This is a genomic window from Pseudoalteromonas sp. AS71 (genome assembly GCF_038900275.1).
Lineage (GTDB): Bacteria > Pseudomonadota > Gammaproteobacteria > Enterobacterales > Alteromonadaceae > Pseudoalteromonas.
Genome location: NZ_JBBMQZ010000005.1, coordinates 63,874 through 83,891, shown reverse-complemented (window position 1 = coordinate 83,891; position 20,018 = coordinate 63,874). Strand labels below are relative to the sequence as shown.

22 protein-coding genes are annotated in these 20,018 nt (G+C 40.3%); 7 read left to right on the top strand and 15 right to left on the bottom strand.

Annotated elements, in window-relative coordinates:
- The first annotated feature begins 47 nt into the window (after positions 1-47).
- Complete coding sequence (locus WNY98_RS05245; protein ID WP_007585545.1) at positions 48-197, top strand: hypothetical protein; 150 nt, start codon at positions 48-50, stop codon at positions 195-197.
- Positions 198-303: 106 nt separating this feature from the next.
- On the opposite strand, the gene WNY98_RS05240 is transcribed toward WNY98_RS05245, so the two are convergent.
- The gene (locus tag WNY98_RS05240; protein ID WP_007585551.1) at positions 304-543 is read right to left on the bottom strand and encodes an RNA-binding protein; all 240 of its coding nucleotides are present in this window, start codon (positions 541-543) and stop codon (positions 304-306) included.
- 256 nt (positions 544-799) lie between these two features.
- Between WNY98_RS05240 and WNY98_RS05235 the strand changes: the two genes are divergently transcribed.
- On the top strand, positions 800-2,086 hold the full coding sequence (locus WNY98_RS05235) for a VCBS domain-containing protein (RefSeq protein ID WP_342877316.1): 1,287 nt from the start codon (positions 800-802) through the stop codon (positions 2,084-2,086).
- 80 nt (positions 2,087-2,166) lie between these two features.
- On the opposite strand, the gene lipA is transcribed toward WNY98_RS05235, so the two are convergent.
- From lipA to leuS, 13 genes are all read right to left on the bottom strand, one after another.
- Positions 2,167-3,132 (bottom strand): lipoyl synthase, encoded by a 966-nt coding sequence (lipA, locus tag WNY98_RS05230; RefSeq protein WP_002958515.1) that lies wholly within the window; start codon positions 3,130-3,132, stop codon positions 2,167-2,169.
- Complete coding sequence (gene lipB, locus WNY98_RS05225) at positions 3,129-3,782, bottom strand: lipoyl(octanoyl) transferase LipB (protein ID WP_010554695.1); 654 nt, start codon at positions 3,780-3,782, stop codon at positions 3,129-3,131. The genes lipA and lipB overlap by 4 nt, the downstream gene beginning before the upstream one ends.
- Positions 3,783-3,801: 19 nt before the next feature.
- A complete protein-coding gene (gene ybeD / locus WNY98_RS05220; RefSeq protein WP_002958517.1) occupies positions 3,802-4,080 on the bottom strand; it encodes a DUF493 family protein YbeD in 279 nt (92 codons plus the stop codon).
- A 175-nt stretch (positions 4,081-4,255) separates the two neighbouring features.
- Positions 4,256-5,419, bottom strand: coding sequence for a serine hydrolase (locus tag WNY98_RS05215; protein ID WP_024598218.1), 1,164 nt, complete (start codon positions 5,417-5,419; stop codon positions 4,256-4,258).
- A gap of 53 nt (positions 5,420-5,472) precedes the next feature.
- Complete coding sequence (locus WNY98_RS05210) at positions 5,473-6,237, bottom strand: septal ring lytic transglycosylase RlpA family protein (protein ID WP_342877315.1); 765 nt, start codon at positions 6,235-6,237, stop codon at positions 5,473-5,475.
- Positions 6,237-7,343, bottom strand: a complete 1,107-nt coding sequence (gene rodA / locus WNY98_RS05205) for a rod shape-determining protein RodA (protein ID WP_024598220.1) — start codon at positions 7,341-7,343, stop codon at positions 6,237-6,239. Before rodA ends, WNY98_RS05210 begins: the two co-directional genes overlap by 1 nt.
- Complete coding sequence (mrdA, locus tag WNY98_RS05200; protein WP_342877314.1) at positions 7,340-9,208, bottom strand: penicillin-binding protein 2; 1,869 nt, start codon at positions 9,206-9,208, stop codon at positions 7,340-7,342. Before mrdA ends, rodA begins: the two co-directional genes overlap by 4 nt.
- 9 nt (positions 9,209-9,217) lie before the next feature.
- Positions 9,218-9,688 (bottom strand): 23S rRNA (pseudouridine(1915)-N(3))-methyltransferase RlmH, encoded by a 471-nt coding sequence (gene rlmH / locus WNY98_RS05195; protein WP_007585562.1) that lies wholly within the window; start codon positions 9,686-9,688, stop codon positions 9,218-9,220.
- 37 nt (positions 9,689-9,725) lie between these two features.
- Positions 9,726-10,043, bottom strand: a complete 318-nt coding sequence (gene rsfS, locus WNY98_RS05190; RefSeq protein ID WP_007585564.1) for a ribosome silencing factor — start codon at positions 10,041-10,043, stop codon at positions 9,726-9,728.
- 55 nt (positions 10,044-10,098) lie between these two features.
- Positions 10,099-10,734, bottom strand: coding sequence for a nicotinate-nucleotide adenylyltransferase (gene nadD, locus WNY98_RS05185; RefSeq protein WP_197185862.1), 636 nt, complete (start codon positions 10,732-10,734; stop codon positions 10,099-10,101).
- 21 nt (positions 10,735-10,755) lie between these two features.
- The gene (gene holA / locus WNY98_RS05180) at positions 10,756-11,793 is read right to left on the bottom strand and encodes a DNA polymerase III subunit delta (RefSeq protein ID WP_024598223.1); all 1,038 of its coding nucleotides are present in this window, start codon (positions 11,791-11,793) and stop codon (positions 10,756-10,758) included.
- Complete coding sequence (gene lptE / locus WNY98_RS05175; protein ID WP_010554703.1) at positions 11,793-12,284, bottom strand: LPS assembly lipoprotein LptE; 492 nt, start codon at positions 12,282-12,284, stop codon at positions 11,793-11,795. The genes holA and lptE overlap by 1 nt, the downstream gene beginning before the upstream one ends.
- 1 nt (position 12,285) lies before the next feature.
- Entirely contained in the window at positions 12,286-14,874 is a 2,589-nt protein-coding gene (leuS, locus tag WNY98_RS05170) for a leucine--tRNA ligase (RefSeq protein WP_342877313.1), read from the bottom strand.
- A gap of 175 nt (positions 14,875-15,049) precedes the next feature.
- Here leuS and WNY98_RS05165 point away from each other — a divergent pair, with 175 nt between their 5' ends.
- From WNY98_RS05165 to WNY98_RS05145, 5 genes are all read left to right on the top strand, one after another.
- Positions 15,050-15,508 carry a hypothetical protein gene (locus WNY98_RS05165; RefSeq protein ID WP_024598225.1) on the top strand — a complete coding sequence of 153 codons (459 nt, stop codon included), beginning with the start codon at positions 15,050-15,052 and terminating at the stop codon, positions 15,506-15,508.
- A gap of 77 nt (positions 15,509-15,585) precedes the next feature.
- Positions 15,586-18,021, top strand: a complete 2,436-nt coding sequence (locus tag WNY98_RS05160; protein WP_342877312.1) for an AAA family ATPase — start codon at positions 15,586-15,588, stop codon at positions 18,019-18,021.
- Positions 18,022-18,023: 2 nt separating this feature from the next.
- On the top strand, positions 18,024-18,503 hold the full coding sequence (locus tag WNY98_RS05155; RefSeq protein ID WP_342877361.1) for an FKBP-type peptidyl-prolyl cis-trans isomerase: 480 nt from the start codon (positions 18,024-18,026) through the stop codon (positions 18,501-18,503).
- A 27-nt stretch (positions 18,504-18,530) separates the two neighbouring features.
- Entirely contained in the window at positions 18,531-18,785 is a 255-nt protein-coding gene (locus WNY98_RS05150; RefSeq protein ID WP_342877311.1) for a hypothetical protein, read from the top strand.
- 146 nt (positions 18,786-18,931) lie between these two features.
- On the top strand, positions 18,932-19,468 hold the full coding sequence (locus WNY98_RS05145; RefSeq protein WP_342877310.1) for a hypothetical protein: 537 nt from the start codon (positions 18,932-18,934) through the stop codon (positions 19,466-19,468).
- A gap of 21 nt (positions 19,469-19,489) precedes the next feature.
- Here WNY98_RS05145 and WNY98_RS05140 read toward each other — a convergent pair whose 3' ends face one another.
- Positions 19,490-20,014: a CIA30 family protein gene (locus tag WNY98_RS05140; RefSeq protein ID WP_342877309.1), complete on the bottom strand. Its 525-nt coding sequence runs from the start codon at positions 20,012-20,014 to the stop codon at positions 19,490-19,492.
- Between the last annotated feature and the right edge of the window lie 4 nt (positions 20,015-20,018).

Sequence of the window (20,018 nt, the reverse complement as noted above, 5' to 3'; positions counted from 1 at the left end):
TGATTTTATAAGGTGTATAAATAACGAACAACCTAAAGGAGCACATAATGAGCCAATGTAAAAAAAGTGGGTATTTATTTATAGCTAGTGGCATTGCATTTTTTGCTGCTGCAATATTAGCTGAGCAGGAGACATTTTTTGTGTTGTCTGCTTCTTTTATAATATTGGGCACTATAAGTATAAAAAAAGCGGCTTAATAACCGCTTAGTTTTTTTAGCTAAATATAAAGCTTAAATACAATACTTGGCACTAAAAGCAAAAAACCAGCATTAGCTGGTTTTTTAGTATAAGTTGCAGTTAGCTTTATGCGTCTGCAAGCTTTACGCGGATCTTACTTTTATCAACAGTAGATTGGTTAAGTGCTTTAATGGCGCTTTTACTTTCTATGTCGTTTGGCATTTCTAAAAAGGCAAAGCCTTTAGATTGGCCAGTTTCTTTATCAAGTACTAAGTTACAGGTAGTCACTTTACCGTGCTCTGCAAATAAAGTACGAAGCTCATGCTCAGTGGTAGCACGAGACAAGTTACGAACTAATAGTTTCATAATGAACCTAAATAATTATGTCAGTACTAATTATCTCAAGTAACTCAGTTTTAACCTAATTTTATTTTAAAACATATATAAATAAACGTTCTATAGGAATAATTGTTTGTATCGCACTGAAAAAACATAGCTTTTATAATTTTAAATAGATTGCCATCAAATTGGTCATGTTAATTGGTAATTGAGTTGTGGTTATTTGCATAGTTAATTGGTAAGTTTATGTTTTATTAACTTACTATTAACCATAAAGCTAACAATGCCTAAATATAATCTTAAACTGTGTAATGTAATTACAACCGCACTTCTATATTGTTTAGTTGTTGGTTGTGGCAGCTCGGGCTCTGATTCTACGATAAAAAATAATGAAGCGATTACTTTACAAACTCCTGCAATAATTGGTGGCAATAGCCGAGGCGAAGTTATTAGTAATAGTAATGATGCAATAACAGGCTCATTAACTATTACTGATCAACAACCCAGCGAGGCTGCTTTTATAGCACAAGAAAATAGCGCTACAAGCTATGGTTTTTTTAGCTTAAATGCTGGTGGAGATTGGTCATACACACTTGATGATTTAAATACTTCAATAACATCTCTCAATGAGGGTGAAACACTGCAAGACACAATAACAGTAAACTCTGTAGATGGTACTAGCGCACAAATTATCATAACAATTGTAGGTGCACCAATAGCTCAAGCTGATGGCTTTGAGAACATCTCGAACGTGTTATTACAATCAGATGGTGTAGATTCGGGACTTGACGCATATACACTTATTGAAAATGCATTCGGCGAAGGGTCAATTGAATCTCCAGACTTATACGTTGGCAATCATGAAAGTGTTGTCCATATTATCGAAGATACCGATACGATAATTGGCAACCATTTTATATTTTTAGCCCACCGAGATGATGACCAAGATAAAGACAAAGGTGCAAGTGACAGACAACGTAATGAAATAAAAACCTACGATAAATCACCACAACAAACACTGGCGTTTGAGGGCGAGACATTTCAATACAGCTGGAAATTTAAAGTAAGTAGCGAGCTTGAGCTTACGAGTAAGTTTAGCCATTTTTTTCAAATAAAAGCCCGTAACGAGAGTAACGACAACACCAATGGTAATGACGATCAGCCTATTATCACTCTCTCAGGTGCACAAAAAAATAGTACAGGTAATCAACTACAGGTTCGATATAGCGCGGGGTTTGATGAAAACGGCAACAGTACGGGTCTTGATAGAAACTTAATTGAAACCGACTGGTCTTTAATTACAGATGAATGGGTCGAGGTGTTTGTACAAGCTACATTTAGTGAAAGTGGTAAGCTTGATATGACATTAACGCGCTTAAGCGACAACGCAGTGATATTTAATATAAGCGAGCAAAACATAGATATGTGGCGCGGCTTTAGTGATGATGATTTTGCTCGTCCTAAGTGGGGAATATACCGCTCAATTGTTGAAACCGACAGTCTTCGAATTGATGAAGAACGTGTTAGGTTTGCTGATTTTTCTATCACTAAAGGTAAGTTAGCGCAGTAAGCTATTTGATCAATTAGCATGAAAAAGCCGTTAATAATTATGCATTATTAACGGCTTTTTTTGTTCTTTGATAAAAGTAGTTATTTTACTTCTTTACCCGCTGCTTGTTGATCAGCATGGTAGCTTGAGCGTACAAACGGACCTGAAGCCGCGTGAGTAAAGCCAATTTCGTCTGCATACGCTTTTAAGCCGTCAAACTCTACTGGTGGCACGTAGCGTTTAACCGGTAAGTGATGCTTAGAAGGTTGTAGATATTGGCCTACAGTTAGCATGTCAACGTTGTGTGCACGTAAATCGCGAAGTACTTCTTCAATCTCGCTAATTTCTTCACCTAAACCTACCATTAAGCCTGATTTAGTTTTAACTTCTGGGTGAGCTTCTTTAAAGCGACGAAGTAATTCTAATGACCATTTGTAGTCAGCACCTGGGCGAGCTAGTTTGTATAAACGTGGCGCAGTTTCAAGATTGTGGTTAAACACATCTGGTGGCGTCTCGATTAATATCTCTAGTGCGCGGTCCATACGACCACGAAAATCAGGTACTAAAATTTCTATAGTAATAGTTGGATTGTGCTTACGAATTTCGCGAATACAATCGGCAAAGTGCTGTGCACCACCATCGCGTAAATCATCACGGTCAACCGAAGTGATTACAACGTAGCTTAGCTTCATATCTTTAATAGTTAGTGCTAGCTTTTCAGGTTCAGTGGCATCAGGTTTTAATGGGCGACCATGAGCAACATCACAAAATGGGCAACGACGAGTACAAATAGCACCTAAAATCATAAAGGTGGCTGTACCGTGGTTAAAGCATTCAGATAGGTTAGGGCACGAAGCCTCTTCACATACCGAGTGTAAGCCATGCTTACGTAGCGCTTTTTTAATGCCGTCAATGCGATCGGTTGATTTAGGTAAGCGAATTTTTAACCATTCTGGCTTACGCAACATTTCAGTTTTTTCTGTAGGTAAAACTTTTACTGGGATCAACGCCATTTTTTCTGCGTCGCGTAGTTTTACACCTGGTTCCATTTTGACTGGTTTATTCATTCGTTTTCAAACCCTTCAGTATGCTTAACCTGTGTTGCATTAAGCTTCTTGATCATGTGTTTCACCAATCCTTCACCTGCACTTTCTAGGTTTTGAGGACCATCTAATTCTTTAGTTTGCACCATATTCATGCCCGCATAACCACATGGGTTAATGCGTAAAAATGGACTTAGGTCCATGTTAACATTTAATGCTAAGCCATGAAACGAGCAACCACGACGAACCCTTAACCCAAGGGATGCAATTTTGCTGTCGTTAACGTAAACACCTGGTGCATCAGCTTTAGCGTAAGCTTCAATACCATACTCGGCGAGTGACTCAATAATGCACTCTTCAAGCCATGTAACCAGTTCACGTACACCAATTTTTAAACGACGTAGATTAAATAATACATACATCATTTGCTGGCCAGGGCCGTGATAAGTTACTTGTCCGCCACGGTCAACTTTAATCACCTCAATGTCGCCGGGAGCCAGTAAGTGTTCGTCCTTACCAGCCTGACCTTGGGTGAATACACTCTCGTGCTCTACAAGCCAAATTTCATCTGGCGTATTTTCATCACGGGTGTCGGTAAAGTCCTGCATTTTTTGCCAAATTGGCATATAACGCTGACGACCCAGTTGGCGTACGATCAAAGTGTTTTCGTTCACAACAAATCTCAACTATGGCTTAAAGCATATGGCGTACGTCATCAATATTGCTGATCACGTTGTAAATTTCTTCAATGTGTTTGCCACTAGTAACCGTTGCTACAAGGCTTACTGACTCGTAATTACCTTTGCTGCTTGGTTTTACTTTAGGGGCGTAATCGCCAGGTGCTATTGGTTGTAACTTAGCTAAAATTTGATCAGTTAAGTTTACATTAGCTAAACCCATTATTCTGAATGTAAATGGGCAAGGGTACTCTAGGTACTCATCAAATTTAGTATCTTTAACAGGTTGAACCACGACGGTGACTCCTCATACAAAAGTGTGGACTCTATGCAAGCTTGAAGCTTAATACAGATAGGCAATTAGCAGTCTTGCTTATATGGGGCGCATTCTAACATTTTTCAAGCAAAAAAAAACGCCTCACAGTGGAGACGTTTAAATTAGTTACCCTAGTTAATAGGGGAGCTATAAATTACTGCATTATCTGTAAGCGTAAGTAATCATAAATTTTGCTAAAGAAGCTGCCTTCTTCCACTTCTTCAAGTGTGACTAGTGGGTATTGAGCAATATCTTCACCCTCTAGTTGTAAGAATAATGTACCTACTTTAGTACCTTTAGCAAGGGGTGCTTCAAGCGTGTTATCTAGCTCAAAGTTAGCTTTAAGGTTTTTGTGCTGACCACGTGGGATAGTAATTGGTGTATCTTCTAAAATACCTAAAGATACGTTCTCTTTGTTACCCATCCAAATACGTTGCTCTGCAAAGCTATCGCCTGCCTTGTACGGAGTAATTGTTTCATAAAAGCGAAAACCATAGTTAAGTAGTTTTTTGCTTTCTACTTTACGAGCGCGTTCGCTTGAAGTACCCATAACAACAGCAATTAAACGCATATCGTTCTTAGTTGCTGAGGTAACTAGGCTGTAGCCTGCTTCTGATGTATGGCCAGTTTTAATGCCATCAACATCTAAGCTTTCGTCCCACAATAATGAATTACGGTTATATTGCTTAATACCGTTATAAGTAAATGATTTTTGCTTATAAAGTGCGTATTCGTCTGGTACATCACGAATAAGTGCAGCACCGAGTGTCGCCATATCGCGAGGAGTTGTGAAGTGCTCGTCAGTATCAAGGCCGTGGCTGTTGATAAAGTGACTGTTGCTCATACCTAATTTAGCAGCATGGGCATTCATTAAATCAGCAAATGCGCTTTCGCTTCCAGCAATATGCTCAGCCATTGCAACACATGCATCATTACCTGATTGGATAATAATACCGTGGTTAAGCTGATCAACACTAATTTGCTTACCTACTTCAATAAACATCTTTGAAGATTCTGGGAAGTTTTTAGCCCATGCTTTTTCGCTTACCGTTACCATATCGGTAGTGGCAATATTACCCGCTTTAATTTCAGTACCAATTACATAACTGGTCATCATTTTAGTTAAACTTGCAGGTGCTAGCTGTGTGTCAGCTTCACCTTCAGCAATGACTTTACCAGTTGTAAAGTCGACTAAAAAATAACCTTTTGCATTAACTTGAGGTGGTGCCGGAATAATTTGGGCGCTGGCTGAAAATACGGCGGCTGTACAAACTAGGCCGCATACACCTTTGAGGATTTTTTGTTTAATAGATTTCATCATACTCATTAATGGTTAAAGTTAAAGATTCGCGTTACGCTATTCTAAAGGCCTTACTGAGTGTAAAGCAAGAACGCGTTATGAAATTGATTTTGTTTTAATTTTTTTAATACTTCGTCTGCATGAGGGGTGTCTTTTATTGGCCCTAAATGCAATCTGTAAATATCGTCTTTTTGAACGATATTTGTTGGTAATTTGTATTGCTCTCGCAATGTGCTGGCAAGTGCTTCAATGTTAGCAAGTGTACTACCTGCAGCTACCTGAATATAGGTTTGACGCGCAGTAGCGCCCGCAAGCGTAACGGCCTCTAGCTTAACCTTTGCTGTACCATGGGTGTAATAGCCAAGCTTATAAGCGGCAGCATACGAAAGGTCAATCACTCTATCGTCATGAAACGGGCCCCGGTCGTTTACGCGCACAATTACCGATTTACCATTTGCTGTATTGGTTACTTTAACAAAGCTAGGTAGTGGCAGCGTTTTATGCGCAGCGGTCATGGCAAACATATCGTACGTTTCACCATTTGAGGTGTGGTAACCATGAAACTTACGACCATACCAAGAGGCAACACCTTCCTCGCTAAAGCCCGTCTCATCAAGCATGGGCGAATAACTTTTACCAAGCACTGTATACGGACGGCTAGCGCTGGCACTTTTAGTAACTTCGGTAACTATAGCGTCTTGCATCTCAAGTGTAGTCGGTGCTCTAAGTGGTGCTGCATCATGGCGCATGCTATAACGACTACTAGAGCCGCTACTACATGCACTTAAAAGCACAATTAATAACGTGGTAAATATAAGCTGATTAGTGTGTCGCATTATTTTAAAAGCATCCTTTTATCTGTTGCGATTGACATAATAATGCCAAATCCTGCCATTAACGTCACCATCGATGTACCACCATAACTAATCAGTGGTAAAGGTACGCCTACAACAGGTAATAAACCCGAGACCATGCCTATGTTTACAAATACATACACAAAAAAGGTGAGGGTGAGCGCGCCTGCGAGCAATTTACCAAATGCATCTTGTGCATTAACAGCAATATATAAACCACGGCCAATAATAAATAAGTACAGGCTAAGTAAAACACATACGCCAAATAAACCAAATTCTTCGCTTAAAACTGAAAATATAAAATCGGTGTGGCGCTCTGGCAAAAATTCTAGTTGCGATTGTGTGCCAAGTAGCCAGCCTTTACCTTCTATACCGCCTGAACCAATAGCAATTTTAGATTGAATAATATGATAACCAGAACCAAGCGGATCGCTCTCAGGGTCCAAAAAGGTGAGTACACGCTGCTTTTGATAATCGTGCATACCGTAGTGCCAAAATGGCCATGCAGCAAGCGCTACAATCGAGCTTAAAAAGCCTATTAAACGCCAACTCAAACCAGACAAAAATAATACAAATATACCTGAGCTTGCAATAAGTATAGCGGTACCTAAATCGGGTTGTTCTTTAATTAATAGTGTAGGGAGCATTACAATCATAAAACCAATAATTAAATGTAGCGGGCGAGGCGGTAAGTTGTTTCTACCTATATACCAAGCTACCATCATCGGGACTGCCAACTTCATTAATTCTGCAGGTTGAAACCGTGTCACCCCTAAATTGAGCCAACGCTGCGCGCCTTTTGAGCTTACTCCAAATAAAAGTACACCGACTAGCATTAATAACCCAACGCAATAAAGGGGGATCACTAACCGCTTTAACGTGGCAGGCGAAAACTGTGCTAAAACAATCATAGCAACAATCGCACCGCCCATGCGGGTCATGTGCCTAATCATCATAGAAGACTCTTGCCCGCTTGCGCTGTAAACAACCATTATGCTGCCAGCCATCATTATAAGTAGTGCAATAAGCAGCGGTAGATCTAGATGCATACGCATCCAAATAGAGCGTTTATCGTGCAAAGCGGTCATGGTGTCTCGTTCCTTGCAAGATTAACTGGATTGGCTGCAAAGTAGTAATCCATAAGTTGGCGGGCAATTTGAATACCGCCGTGGTTGTTTTCTAATACAACAGAAACCACAATTTTTGGATCGTTGTAAGGTGCAAAGCCTACATAAATTGTATTATCGCGTTGGCGCTCTTTAAGAGATTCTGCATCGTAGCGTTCACCTTGGGCAATACTAACTACTTGCGCGGTACCGGTTTTACCAGCCGAGTCGTAGTTAGTCCCTTTAAATGCTTTGTGGGCTGTGCCTGATATTTTTTGTACTGTATTATGCATTGCATCTAACGATACTTGCCAATGGCGCGGATCTTTTAAAATAATAGGGGGTTTTTCTTCGTTGTTAATTTGCGTTATGTCGTTATCTTTTTTTATCACTTGCACCAAATGAGGGGGGTGATTAATACCACGATTAACTAATATGTTAGTTGCATTTGCAATTTGAATAGGTGTGGCAGTCCAGTAACCTTGGCCAATGCCTACCGAAATTGTGTCACCAGGCCACCAAGACTCTTTAAAGCGTCCTTCTTTCCATTCTTTTGAAGGTAGAATAGCAGTAGTTTCTTCGTGAATATCAATTCCTGATAAATCACCGTAGCCAAAGCGCGCCATAAAGTCGCTTATTTTAGTAATGCCTAATCGATAAGCTGCATCGTAAAAGTAGGTATCGCAGGATTCTTCAATTGCTTTGTATACATCAACGTGGCCATGTCCCCAGCGTTTCCAATCTCGCCATTTGTGCTCGACGTTTCGTATTTCAAAAAAGCCCGGGTCCCACATCGATGTTGTTTCATTTACTATGTTTTCTTCAAGCGCTAATACTGCCATTAAAGGTTTTACCGTAGAGGCTGGTGCATAACGACCTTGCGTAGTACGGTTTATTAACGGACGGTCTTGGTTAAGCAACGCTTTATAATTTTTGCTGCTAATGCCGTGTACAAATAAGTTTGGGTCGTAACTTGGGTTTGAATAAAGGGCAAGCACGCCACCATCTTTTGCATCCATAACGACAACAGCGCCACGCATATCTTTAAGGCCATGCTGTGCAATTTGTTGCAAGCCAATGTCTAAGGTAAGTACTAAATCGCTACCAGGTTGTGGTTGGGTCATGCTTAGGGTGCGAATTACACGGCCACGGTTATTAACTTCTACTCGTTGTGAACCCACTTTACCGTGCAATGTTTCTTCATAGTATTTTTCTAATCCGAGCTTGCCAATATCATATGTAGCACGGTAATTGGTTGCACGATCTTCTTGTTCTAATTGGTTTAGCTCTTTTCTATTAAGCTTGGCAACATATCCAAGCGCATGCGTTAGCGTGTCGCCAAATGGGTAGTAACGAGCCAGACGTGCCTCAATACTAAAACCAGGGAATTTATGTTGATTAACCGAAAATTTCGCTACTTCTGTTTCGTCTAAGCGGGCTTTTAATACTTGTGATTTAAAACGACGGGTGTGTTTTATATCTTTTAAAAAGTCTTGTTTATCTTGCTCTGTAATCGCAATTATTTTACTTATTTGATCAAGCGATTCGTCAAGGTCATCTACCTCTTCGGGGATGACTTCAAGGTTGTAAACAGGTTTGTTTTCAGCAAGTAGTACACCATTACGGTCGTAAATTAAACCACGGTTGGGTGCAATAGGAATAACTTTAATGCGGTTATCATTGGAGCGAGTTTGGTAGTCTTCGTGATCTTCTACCTGAATAGTATAAAGATTAGAAAGCAATACTGCGACTAATCCTAATACAAAAACAAAACCCACGAATGCTCGCCTAGCAAATAAGTTTGCTTCTGCGGAGTGGTCACGAATAGTGGGTCTATGTTTTAGCATGGCAAGGCGTTACTCGCGATGATAAGGATGGTTGTTATTTAAGCTCCAGCCTCGGTAAAGGCTCTCTGCAACAATTATACGCACCAAAGGGTGCGGCAATGTTAAATTAGACAACGACCATTTTTGCTCAGAAGCCGCAATGCACTCTGGAGCAAGTCCTTCAGGTCCGCCAATAAGTAAACTTACATCGCGGCCATCGAGTTGCCATTTTTCCATATTTTTAGCAAGTTGGTGAGTATCCAGCGCTTTCCCTGTTACCTCTAACGTTACAATACGATTGCCTTTTGGAATAGCCGCTAATGTTTTTTCACCTTCAATGTGTAAAATGCGTTTTATATCTGCATTTTTACCACGTTTTCCGGCTTGAATTTCAATTAACTCTAGGGCCATATCTTTAGGAAAACGGCGCTGATATTCTGCAAATCCCGTTTCTACCCATGCTGGCATTTTGGTACCAACAGCAATCATTTGTATTTTCACGTATTACTTCCAAGCATTGTCTAAAATGAGTGAGCGTTTAGCCCCACAGTTTTTCTAGATCGTAATAGCTACGTGCTTCGTTTTGCATCACGTGTACAACCACATCACCTAAATCAACCAGTGCCCATTCGCCGTCGCCTTCACCTTCATAACCTAATGGTTCTGAATCTGCGTGACGTGCTTCTTTTGCTAAATGATCGGCAATTGACTGTACGTGGCGTTTAGAAGTACCAGAACAAATTACCATGTAATCTGTGATATCTGATGTTCCAGTTACGTCAATATGAACGATGTCACGCGCTTTCATATCGTCAATTTTGTCCATAGCAAAGGCGAGTAGTTGTTTTGAATCCAAGGTTTTGTCTCAATTTAAAAATTTAATGGCGCGCATTTTAACACGCTAGGAGTTTTTAAGCATCAATTTGATAGAGCTGATGCACTTCTATGTAATGACTCACTGCATCGGGTAATAGTTCATTCTTTTTATTACTTTTTTTCAGCTGCTTACGAATTGTACTTGAGGCCGCATCGAGCATTTCGCCCGGTAAAAAATAAAGTTTACCTGCAAGTGAGTGTTTTAGTGTTGCTACTTCGCTGGCATTTGCGTGTTGCATATAGCTTTTAAGCTCACCTTTTACAGTGCAATTTTGAGCAGGGCGTTGATACACCACAATATGGCAAAGCTGCGTTATTGCCTTCCACTCAAACCACTTATCTAGGTTGTTAAACGAGTCCATACCAATTAAAAATAAAATAGGTGTAGTGGGGTGCTCTTTACGAAGTTCTTGTAAGCTCAGCAACGAATACGATGGACCGGTTCGATTAAGTTCTCTTAAATCGAGTTCAAAATGAGGATAAGGTGCAATGGCTGCGTTGAGCATATTAATTCGGTGCTGTGTACTAATACCCGGAGCTGCTTTATGAGCAGGGAGTGCACAGGGCATAAAGTAAAGCGTATCTAAATTAAACGCATTTACGCATTGCTGCGCCATATTTAGATGGCCTAAATGGACTGGGTCGAAAGTGCCACCAAAAATTGCGATCATTTAACACCCATTAGTTATTTATTAATTAACCGCGTGGCACGGCATAGGAATGTTGAGCGGCTGGCAAAACTTAATACAAATATGAGCAAGCGCTTGGTAAGGTGCAATTAAATTACCTTGCTTGTAACTGGCATCAAACAACGCTACATCACTGTTTATTTGCTCAAGCGTGTGCATATTTAAACGGTTAATTGCGTTTTGAACTGGACCTTGTTGGTTTTTCCAAATTGCTTTTTGTTTAAATAAATTAGCGATAGGTTCGCCATTTAATAAACCAAGTTGCACACTTATAAGTGTATTAAGCTCTTTGGTTATAGCCCACAATATGCTCACGACTTCAGTGTTATCGCTGGCAAGTTTATTTAATACTTTTATAGCTTGTTTGGCGTGGCCATTTAACAGTGCATCACTTAAATCAAAAATATCAAATTTGGCTTGATTTAACAGTCCTTGCATTACTAATTGCTGAGTAATTAATGCATTGCCGTGCAGTAGCGAGAGCTTTTCAAGCTCCTGGAAACACGCTAATAAGTTGCCTTCAGTGGCATTAATTAAGCTTACCTTGGCGTCGTTTTGTACATTAAGCGATAAACGTTGGCATTGATCGTCAAGCCATCGTTTTACATGCGTGCCTGTAAGCGGGTAACAAGGAACAAATACGCCTTGCTTATCAAGGGCTTTAAACCATGCTCCACGTTGTACTTCTTGGCTAGCTTTAGCGCCTTTAACAATTAAAATAGTATCGGGGTTAACGAGTTCAACCACTTTTTTAAAGGTATTGCTGCCAATAACGCCTGGCTTTTGTTGGTTTAAATCAAGCTCAATAATAGTACGCGCGCTAAACAACGACATGCTTTGGTACTGGGCTATGATTTCTTGCCAATCGAATCCTTGCATTAAAGTAAACTTAATTACTTCATCAAAACCTTGTTGCTTAGCACTGTCGCGAATTTGTTGTACGCACTGTGCTTCTTGAAAAGGCTCTTCTCCAAATACTAAATAAAAGGGCTTTAGCCCTTTATTTAATTCACTCGGTAGTTGATTAGCGTAGCAGCGCATTATAGTTGCGACAGCTCTCTAACAATACGACGACTGGCCTGCTCACGAATTTCGCTAATAAGTAATTCAAGCTCTTTTGCTTTTGCTAATGCATGATCCGGATCGTCTTGGTAATTACGATAAAGCTCAAAACGTTTTTCTATCGCTTTTTCACCTGGGCGTTTAACTACATACGATACGCCATATGCGAGCTCGTATTCAGCAACCTGGCCGTTTTGGAACAGCGAAAGTGTTTGGCGTTCAATGCTTTCTTTACGTAAATACAATTGGGCTTTATCTTTAGCTGACGATACTAATTCTACGTTACTCGCTTTAAGCTCTTTTTTAAGCTCAGTGAATAAAGTCGATTTTTCGTCATCGCCTACAAGTGTTAGCTGTTTTAAGTTATCAGGCAGGCTAGAGGCTTTTTTTAAATGAAAGCCACAGCTTGATAACAAAAAACAGACTAGCACTAAGGCTAGTCCATTTTTAATGGCGTTAAATGCAGCCATATTAGTTAGCTACCACGTTAAGTAGCTTGCCTGGTACGTAAATGATTTTACGAATGGTTGAGCCATCAGTAAATTTAGTTACGTTAGATTCTGCAAACGCAAGGGCTTCTACTTGCTCTTGAGTTGCATCAGCTGCCACTGTTAACTTAGCGCGAAGCTTGCCGTTTACTTGCACGATGATTAATTTTTCATCTTCAACAAGAGCCGACTCGTCAACTTTTGGCCATGGCGCATCTAAAATTTCACCTTCTTTATCAAGCTCTTTCCAAAGCTCATGCGATAAATGCGGAGTAATAGGTGCAAGCATAATAACTAATGCTTCAAGTGCTTCGTTGGCAATGGCTACATCTTGCTTGTCGCTCAGTGGTGCTTTTAATAACTTATTAGAAAGCTCCATAATAGCGGCAATAGCGGTGTTAAAGGTTTGACGACGTTCAACATCGTCAGTCACTTTAGCAATGGCTTTGTGTAAGTCGCGACGTAGTACTTTTTGCGGGTTAGTTAGCGTTGATTTATCAAGTGCTTGGTAACCTACTGTTTTAACGTCTACCGCGTATTTCCATACACGTTTTAAGAAACGATGCGCGCCTTCAACACCCGAGTCTGACCATTCAAGCGTTTGCTCTGGTGGTGCTGTAAACATCATGAATAAACGCACTGTATCTGCACCATACTGGGCAATTACATGTTGTGGGTCTATACCGTTATTTTTAGACTTAGACATTTTGCTCATGCCTGATGAGAATACCGGCTCGCCGTCTTCCTTATGCCATGCTTTAGTTACGCGGCCTTTATCGTCGGTTTCGGTGTTTACATCGCTTGGCGAAATCCAAATGTCGCCGCCTTTTTCATCTTTACGATAAAATGTTTCAGCAAGTACCATACCTTGGCAAAGTAAGCGGTCAAACGGCTCGTCTGAGTTTACTAAACCAAAGTCACGTAATAATTTATGGAAAAAGCGCGAGTACAATAAATGTAAAATAGCGTGCTCAATACCACCAATGTATTGGTTTACTGGTAACCAATAGTTAGCAGCAGCTGGGTCTAGCATGCCTTCGTCGTAGCGAGGGCTACAGTAGCGTGCGTAGTACCAAGACGATTCCATAAAGGTGTCAAACGTATCAGTCTCGTGAAACGCAGGTGCGCCATTTACTGTTGTTTTAGCCCACTCTGGGTCTGCTTTAAGTGGTGACGTTACACCGTTCATTACCACATCTTCTGGTAAGCGAACTGGTAGCATATCTTCTGTTGCGGCAAGTTCTTTACCATCTTCATCGCTAAGCATTGGAATTGGAGAACCCCAATAGCGCTGACGGCTCACACCCCAGTCACGCAGGCGGAAGTTTACTTTACGCTCACCAACGCCTAGTGCTTCTAATTTATCGGCAATTGCTTTAAAACCAGCTTCAAAATCTAGACCGTTAAATTCACCCGAGTTTACAAGTACGCCTTTATCGGTAAATGCTGATTCTTTTAGGTTTACTTCAAGATCTGAACCTTCAGCAGGCGCAATAACTTGTTTTATATCTAAGCCGTACGCCGTTGCAAACTCAAAGTCGCGTTGGTCGTGTGCAGGTACTGCCATTACTGCGCCTGAGCCGTAATGCATTAATACAAAGTTAGCAACCCAAATTGGTACTTGCTCGCCCGTTAATGGGTGAGTGGCGTAAAAGCCTGTTGCAATGCCTTTTTTCTCCATTGTTGCCATGTCTGCTTCGGCAACTTTGGTGTTTTTGCATTCTTCAACAAACATTGCAATAGCATCGCTATTTTTAGCGGCTTCTTGCGCAATAGGGTGACCACCAGCAACAGCAACATACGTAACACCCATAAAGGTATCTGGACGTGTTGTGTATACGCTAAATGTTTCGTCGTTATCGGTGCGTTTAAATTCAATATCACACCCTTCAGAGCGGCCAATCCAGTTGCGCTGCATTGTTTTAACTTGCTCTGGCCAATCTTCTAACTTGTCTAAATCGTCAAGTAGCTCTTGTGCGTAGTCGGTAATTTTAATAAACCACTGTGGAATTTCTTTTTGCTCAACCACAGCGCCTGAACGCCAACCGCGACCGTCAATAACTTGCTCGTTAGCGAGTACAGTTTGATCTACTGGATCCCAGTTAACTGTCGACATTTTTTTATACACTAGGCCTTTTTCGTAAAGCTTAGTGAAAAACCACTGCTCCCACTTGTAGTATTCTGGATGACATGTCGCAATTTCGCGATCCCAGTCATAACCAAAACCTAATTGCTTAAGTTGGGTACGCATGTAATCAATATTTTCGTATGTCCACTTAGCTGGTGCTGTTTTGTTTTTAATAGCAGCGTTTTCTGCAGGTAAACCAAACGCATCCCAACCCATAGGTTGCATTACGTTTTTGCCTTGCAGGCGCTGGAAACGAGAAACAACATCACCAATGGTGTAGTTACGCACATGACCCATATGCAGTCGACCACTCGGATAAGGGAACATAGAAAGGCAGTAATACTTTTCTTTGCTCTCATCTTCAGTGACTTTAAATACCTGGTTTTCTTCCCAGTAGCTTTGTACTTTTGACTCTATATCTTGCGGGTTATATTGCTCTTGCATCTATGGTTCCAGACTTCTTGCAAACTAATAAAAAATTGCCATTAGGATACCCCAAATAAAGTGCTATTCACAGCGTCAAAAACGCGGTTTTGATAAATTATAACCTTCAGTTCAGGTTAACCTATACTTATCTAAGTTATAGGGTGATTTAACAGCAATTTTGAAGGAGTATAAAATGGCAGATTATAAAGCATGGCTCAGCGATTTAACCAACTGGCTAAAAGATGTAAAAGATCACGAAGTAAAAGATACAGTTACTCGGTTTGTTGAATCTGAGCAGGCACTTAAAGATTTAGGACAAGAAAAGTACGGGTTATACAAAAGTTACTTACAGCGCGATATAGAACATGTCCAAGAAAACGAATCACACTATAATTCGCTTGCATGGCAAGAGCTTAAAGAGTCTCTTTGGTTTGAACTTTCGCACATAGAAGATAAAACTCAACTTGAGTGGCAATCTCTTAGTCAAGATTTTAAGCACAATGGTGTGTATCACGCAGGCGAATGGATAGCCATGGGCACATTAGTATGTAAGAATTGCACCCATAGTTACGATGTTTATCACGCTACACAAATTACACCGTGTATTGAGTGTGATGGAATCTATTTTAGTCGTAAGGCACTGCACCCTTAAATATAAGTATTAAGTGGCTGCGGGCCACTTAATACGCCCAAAGGCCAGCGAATATGCTGGTAAAAAAAGAAGTTAGAATGACGAAAAAATTGCTGCCACTATCTGTTTCAAAGCTCGCACCGAGTATTTCTACTAATCACGTAAACACGTGTATGAGCAATCCATACCCAGAGCAACTTACGTTTATAGGGCAACAACGCGCCCAAAGTGCTTTAGACTTTTCATTAGGGATGGAACTGCCGGGTTACAACGTTTATGTAATGGGCGAGGCCGCTCACGGGCGCTTTACGCTTGTTAAAGACAAACTTAAACAACACGCAAAAGACCGCTCAACGCCAAACGAATGGTTATACGTAAATAATTACGATGACCACAGAGAACCTATTGCGCTGTTTATGCAACCGGGCCAAAGTAAGCAACTTAGTGACGACATAGATTCATTTTTAGATGAAGTACTCGACACCTTTCCTGCGGCATTTGATAACCCAGCGTATCAGCGTAAGAAAAAATCAATCGACCGTGAGTTTAATGACGCCTACGACAGTGCTATTACCGCAGTAGAAATTGCCGCACTTGAACAAAGCGTTGCGTTAGTCGAAGAAAAAAATTCTGTAGGGTTTGCACCACTTGTTGATGGTAAACAGTTAAGCGACAGTGAATTTGGCGAACTTGAAGAAACATTGCGTGAAGAATTTTTTGAAAAAATAGAAAAACTCGAAGATGCATTAATAGAAGCGTTAATAGAGCTGCCACGTTGGAAACGAGAATCAAAAGAAAAACAACGCAATCTTAAAAAGTCGACTGCAGAGCAAGCCACTAAACCACTTTTAAAAGACTTAGAACATAAATACGCAACTCACATTGGCGTACTGCGTTATTTAAAAGATATACGCGTTGAAATTATAGACGCGGTACTTGAATGGCTCGATGACGAAGATGAAAGTGAAGAAAGCAAAGAAGACTTTGATCGCAAAGGCATGCTTACCGACTTTTTTGCACCTAATATTTTAGTTGAGTTTAAAGAGGACGACGCCGCACCGGTTGTGTACGAGCCTAACCCAACATTTGGCAATATATTTGGCAAAATTGAGTACTCAACTTCGCAAGGCTCTTTAATTACCTGTTATCGCTCAATTCAGGCCGGTGCATTGCACCGTGCTAATGGCGGTTATTTAATTATGGACGCTGAAAAAATCATGGCAAACCCACAAGTGTGGGATGGTTTAAAACTTGCGTTAAAAACACATCAAATTAAAAACGATTTACCGTATCAAGACAGCACAGTAGGGACGAGCTTTACACTTCGCCCGCAGCTTATACCGCTTGACGTTAAAATTATTTTATTAGGTTCGCGTGAGTTGTACTACACCATAGGTGAATACGATGAAGAATTTGCAGAGCTATTTAGAGTCTTGGCCGACTTTGATTATTACTTGCCAAGTAGCGATAAATTGCAATATCAGTTTATTACTAAAGTAACCGAGTATTGCGAGCAAACATTAAAGTGCACTGCAACGCAGGCTGCTATGGTGCGTTTACTTAAATTTAGTTACCGCCAAGCTGAGCATCAAAATAAATTATCAGCGCGTTTTGCTGATGTGCTTGAACTTATTGCAGAAGCCAGTTACTACGCAAAACAAGACAAATTAGCCGTTATTGACGCGCACCATATTGACGAGGCCATTGAAGGTAAACAATACCGTACCGGCCAAATTAGCGAAAATATGCTCAGTGATATAAAAGAAGGCCACACACTTATTGCTACTAGCGGTCAAGCCATTGGCAAAGTGAATGGCCTAACGGTACTGCACATTGGCGATACCTCGTTTGGTACACCTGCACGTATTACCGCAACGGTTTATGCGGGCGCCGATGGCGTAATAGATGTTGAACGCGAAGCTGAGCTTGGTAAAGCAATTCACTCAAAAGGCGTTATGTTGCTTACCGGTTATTTAGGAAATAAATACGCGCAGCACTTTAGTTTAACGCTTAGCGCTAATATTGCTATTGAGCAAAGCTATGGCTACATAGATGGTGATAGCGCATCTTTAGCAGAGTTGTGTGCGCTTATTTCGTCTATTACAAGCCTACCTATTAGCCAATCAATTGCGCTTACAGGCTCTATTAACCAACATGGTGATGTACAAGCCATTGGCGGCGTAAACGAAAAAATAGAAGGCTTTTTTAAACTGTGTAAAATGCGTGGTTTAACAGGTTCGCAAGGCGTTATCATTCCTAAATCAAACCAAGTTAACTTAGTGCTTGATGATGAAATACTTAATGCGGTTGATGCGGGTAAATTTAATATTTACGCAGTTGAAACCGTAGACCAAGCGCTTAACTTATTAATGGATATAGAAGCTGGCGATATTATTGATGACCAGTATCCAGAAAACTCAGTAAACGGTATTGCGCTTGCTCGTCTTAAAGAGATTGCCGACATAGTAAACGGCGATGATGACGAAAAAGACGAAGAGCCAGATAATGAAAAGCTAAACAACGAAAAAGGTTAATGATGATTAATATAATTTTGGCGGTAGTTATCGCCATTTTTTGTTTTTTAATATTTCAAAGTAGTAAAAAAGCAAAACAACAAGCAGGCATAAATGCACAAATAGGTGCAGACTATTTAGCCGCTAACGCAAAGGTAGAGGGTGTAGTCGAAACCACATCAGGCTTACAGTACAAAATAGTGCATAAAGGTGAGAGTGAGAACACACCGAGCCCAACAAGTATAGTTAACGTGCATTACCACGGCACACTAATCGACGGTACTGTGTTTGACAGCTCAGTAGAGCGTAAAACACCGATTAGCTTTGGTTTACATCAAGTTATTAAAGGCTGGACTGAGGGTTTACAACTTATGAGCCCGGGCGATAAATACACGTTATATGTACCGCACCAATTAGCGTACGGCGAAAAGCGTGTAGGGAGTATTCCTCCTGCCTCAGTACTTATTTTTGAAGTAGAGTTACTGGCAATTGAGTCTGAGTGATTAAATTAAATAACAAGGAAGTAAGTTATGAATAAAGACGAATTACTTAAAATAGCCAAGGGTGATATTAACTTTACCTTTCAATCTATTATTTATGCATTAGCGCTGTGCTTACTCGTTGCAGCTGTTTTTTTACTAGAGATGAGCGTTAACTTACAAATGGGTTTAATAGTTTGTATTATTGGTGTGTTTGGCATGACTATTTATAATAATTTAAATATCCGCCTAAATGCGGCACTTGCACTTATTGCGCTCTCACAAGATAACCAAAGCACTAAGTAAGCAACGAGTTAGTTTAATAAATTGGTATAAGCCCTACTTTAATAAAGTGGGGCTTTTTGCTTTTAGCTAACAATAAAATTTACTCAAGGATTTTAATACGAGGTCGATACCTATAAAAGAGGCAAAGCTATTTTAGGGACAAAATAATGAAGGTTTCAGCGGCTCCCATTCCATACCAAGTACACAGCTCAAATACTCAACCTTTAGCGCAATCAGATAAACTAGCTGTTGAAAAAGCGAGTGAAGAAAAGAGCGAGGAAGAAAATGAGGAAGAGCCAAAGTATGTGTTATCAAAGTTTCTAGATACCAAAGCGCAAGAATACAGTGAAGATAACGCTACGTTTAGCAATCAATATAAAAACCTTGAAAAAGTATATAAACACTTCACTGGACGAGTTATTGCGCTGCAAGAACAAATTAACAAACTTAAACAAAGTCCAGTTCAACGTAGTTTAACCATAGATAGTAGCGCCAATGAGCTAAATAAAAGTGATGCCAATTTAACTTTAGATGCAGAGCACCTAGGTGCAAAAAAATATAAAAACACGCAACAGCAAGATCAAATAGATATGTTAGAGCTGCAATTAGGGGAGCTAAAGTCAGAACAAGCAGCAATAAAACAACAAATGGTTGAGCTGGTTATTAGTGAAATGAAAAGGCGAGGCGACGACTATACTATTTAGCGCCACCAACATGCTGGTGGGTTAGCTTTTAAACTCAATTTTACCCACTTCAAGTTTAAACTTACCTTCTTGTTTGCCTGCAATCATAAAGCCTAGCTGTTTTATATCGTCAAGATCAATAATAACCTGCTGCTCAAGCACGCGACCGCGATACGTTAAAATAAAATCACTCGGAGCAAAGTTTATATCTACCCATTCATTTTTTACTGTTTTAAATGAGTGGGTGTACGCTGCGCCATCAAGGTAATTGGTAGTTCTGAGCCTAAGCTGATAGGTTTGTCCATCGCCTTTAACACGCAGCGCTATCGCTTTAGAGTTTTGACCTTGCGCGTTAAGTTCGGTACGTATTGATGCAAAACCACCGTTGTTTTCAAGCGATACATTCCCTTCAAATATTAAACTTTTAGCAGTTTGGTTTACTTGGCTATTTGATACCCCACCCATTACTGAGTCGTTAACAACGTACCAGCGCTGGTTTGCATTCGCTTGTGCACTTGCAACTAATAAATTAAATACAAAAAGTGATGATAGTTGTTTGGTGATCATGGCT

Excerpts from the sequence above, each read along its gene's own strand:
- WNY98_RS05145 (WP_342877310.1), top strand. The coding sequence starts at position 18,932 with ATGAAGGTTTCAGCGGCTCCCATTCCATACCAAGTACACAGCTCAAAT.
- WNY98_RS05160 (WP_342877312.1), top strand. The coding sequence starts at position 15,586 with ATGACGAAAAAATTGCTGCCACTATCTGTTTCAAAGCTCGCACCGAGT.
- rodA (WP_024598220.1), bottom strand. The coding sequence starts at position 7,343 with ATGACCGCTTTGCACGATAAACGCTCTATTTGGATGCGTATGCATCTA.
- lptE (WP_010554703.1), bottom strand. The coding sequence starts at position 12,284 with ATGGCTGCATTTAACGCCATTAAAAATGGACTAGCCTTAGTGCTAGTC.
- WNY98_RS05215 (WP_024598218.1), bottom strand. The coding sequence starts at position 5,419 with ATGAAATCTATTAAACAAAAAATCCTCAAAGGTGTATGCGGCCTAGTT.
- WNY98_RS05240 (WP_007585551.1), bottom strand. The coding sequence starts at position 543 with ATGAAACTATTAGTTCGTAACTTGTCTCGTGCTACCACTGAGCATGAG.
- WNY98_RS05155 (WP_342877361.1), top strand. The coding sequence starts at position 18,024 with ATGATTAATATAATTTTGGCGGTAGTTATCGCCATTTTTTGTTTTTTA.
- nadD (WP_197185862.1), bottom strand. The coding sequence starts at position 10,734 with ATGATCGCAATTTTTGGTGGCACTTTCGACCCAGTCCATTTAGGCCAT.
- WNY98_RS05210 (WP_342877315.1), bottom strand. The coding sequence starts at position 6,237 with ATGCGACACACTAATCAGCTTATATTTACCACGTTATTAATTGTGCTT.
- WNY98_RS05245 (WP_007585545.1), top strand. The coding sequence starts at position 48 with ATGAGCCAATGTAAAAAAAGTGGGTATTTATTTATAGCTAGTGGCATT.
- WNY98_RS05165 (WP_024598225.1), top strand. The coding sequence starts at position 15,050 with ATGGCAGATTATAAAGCATGGCTCAGCGATTTAACCAACTGGCTAAAA.
- mrdA (WP_342877314.1), bottom strand. The coding sequence starts at position 9,208 with ATGCTAAAACATAGACCCACTATTCGTGACCACTCCGCAGAAGCAAAC.
- leuS (WP_342877313.1), bottom strand. The coding sequence starts at position 14,874 with ATGCAAGAGCAATATAACCCGCAAGATATAGAGTCAAAAGTACAAAGC.
- WNY98_RS05235 (WP_342877316.1), top strand. The coding sequence starts at position 800 with ATGCCTAAATATAATCTTAAACTGTGTAATGTAATTACAACCGCACTT.
- WNY98_RS05140 (WP_342877309.1), bottom strand. The coding sequence starts at position 20,014 with ATGATCACCAAACAACTATCATCACTTTTTGTATTTAATTTATTAGTT.
- holA (WP_024598223.1), bottom strand. The coding sequence starts at position 11,793 with ATGCGCTGCTACGCTAATCAACTACCGAGTGAATTAAATAAAGGGCTA.
- lipA (WP_002958515.1), bottom strand. The coding sequence starts at position 3,132 with ATGAATAAACCAGTCAAAATGGAACCAGGTGTAAAACTACGCGACGCA.
- WNY98_RS05150 (WP_342877311.1), top strand. The coding sequence starts at position 18,531 with ATGAATAAAGACGAATTACTTAAAATAGCCAAGGGTGATATTAACTTT.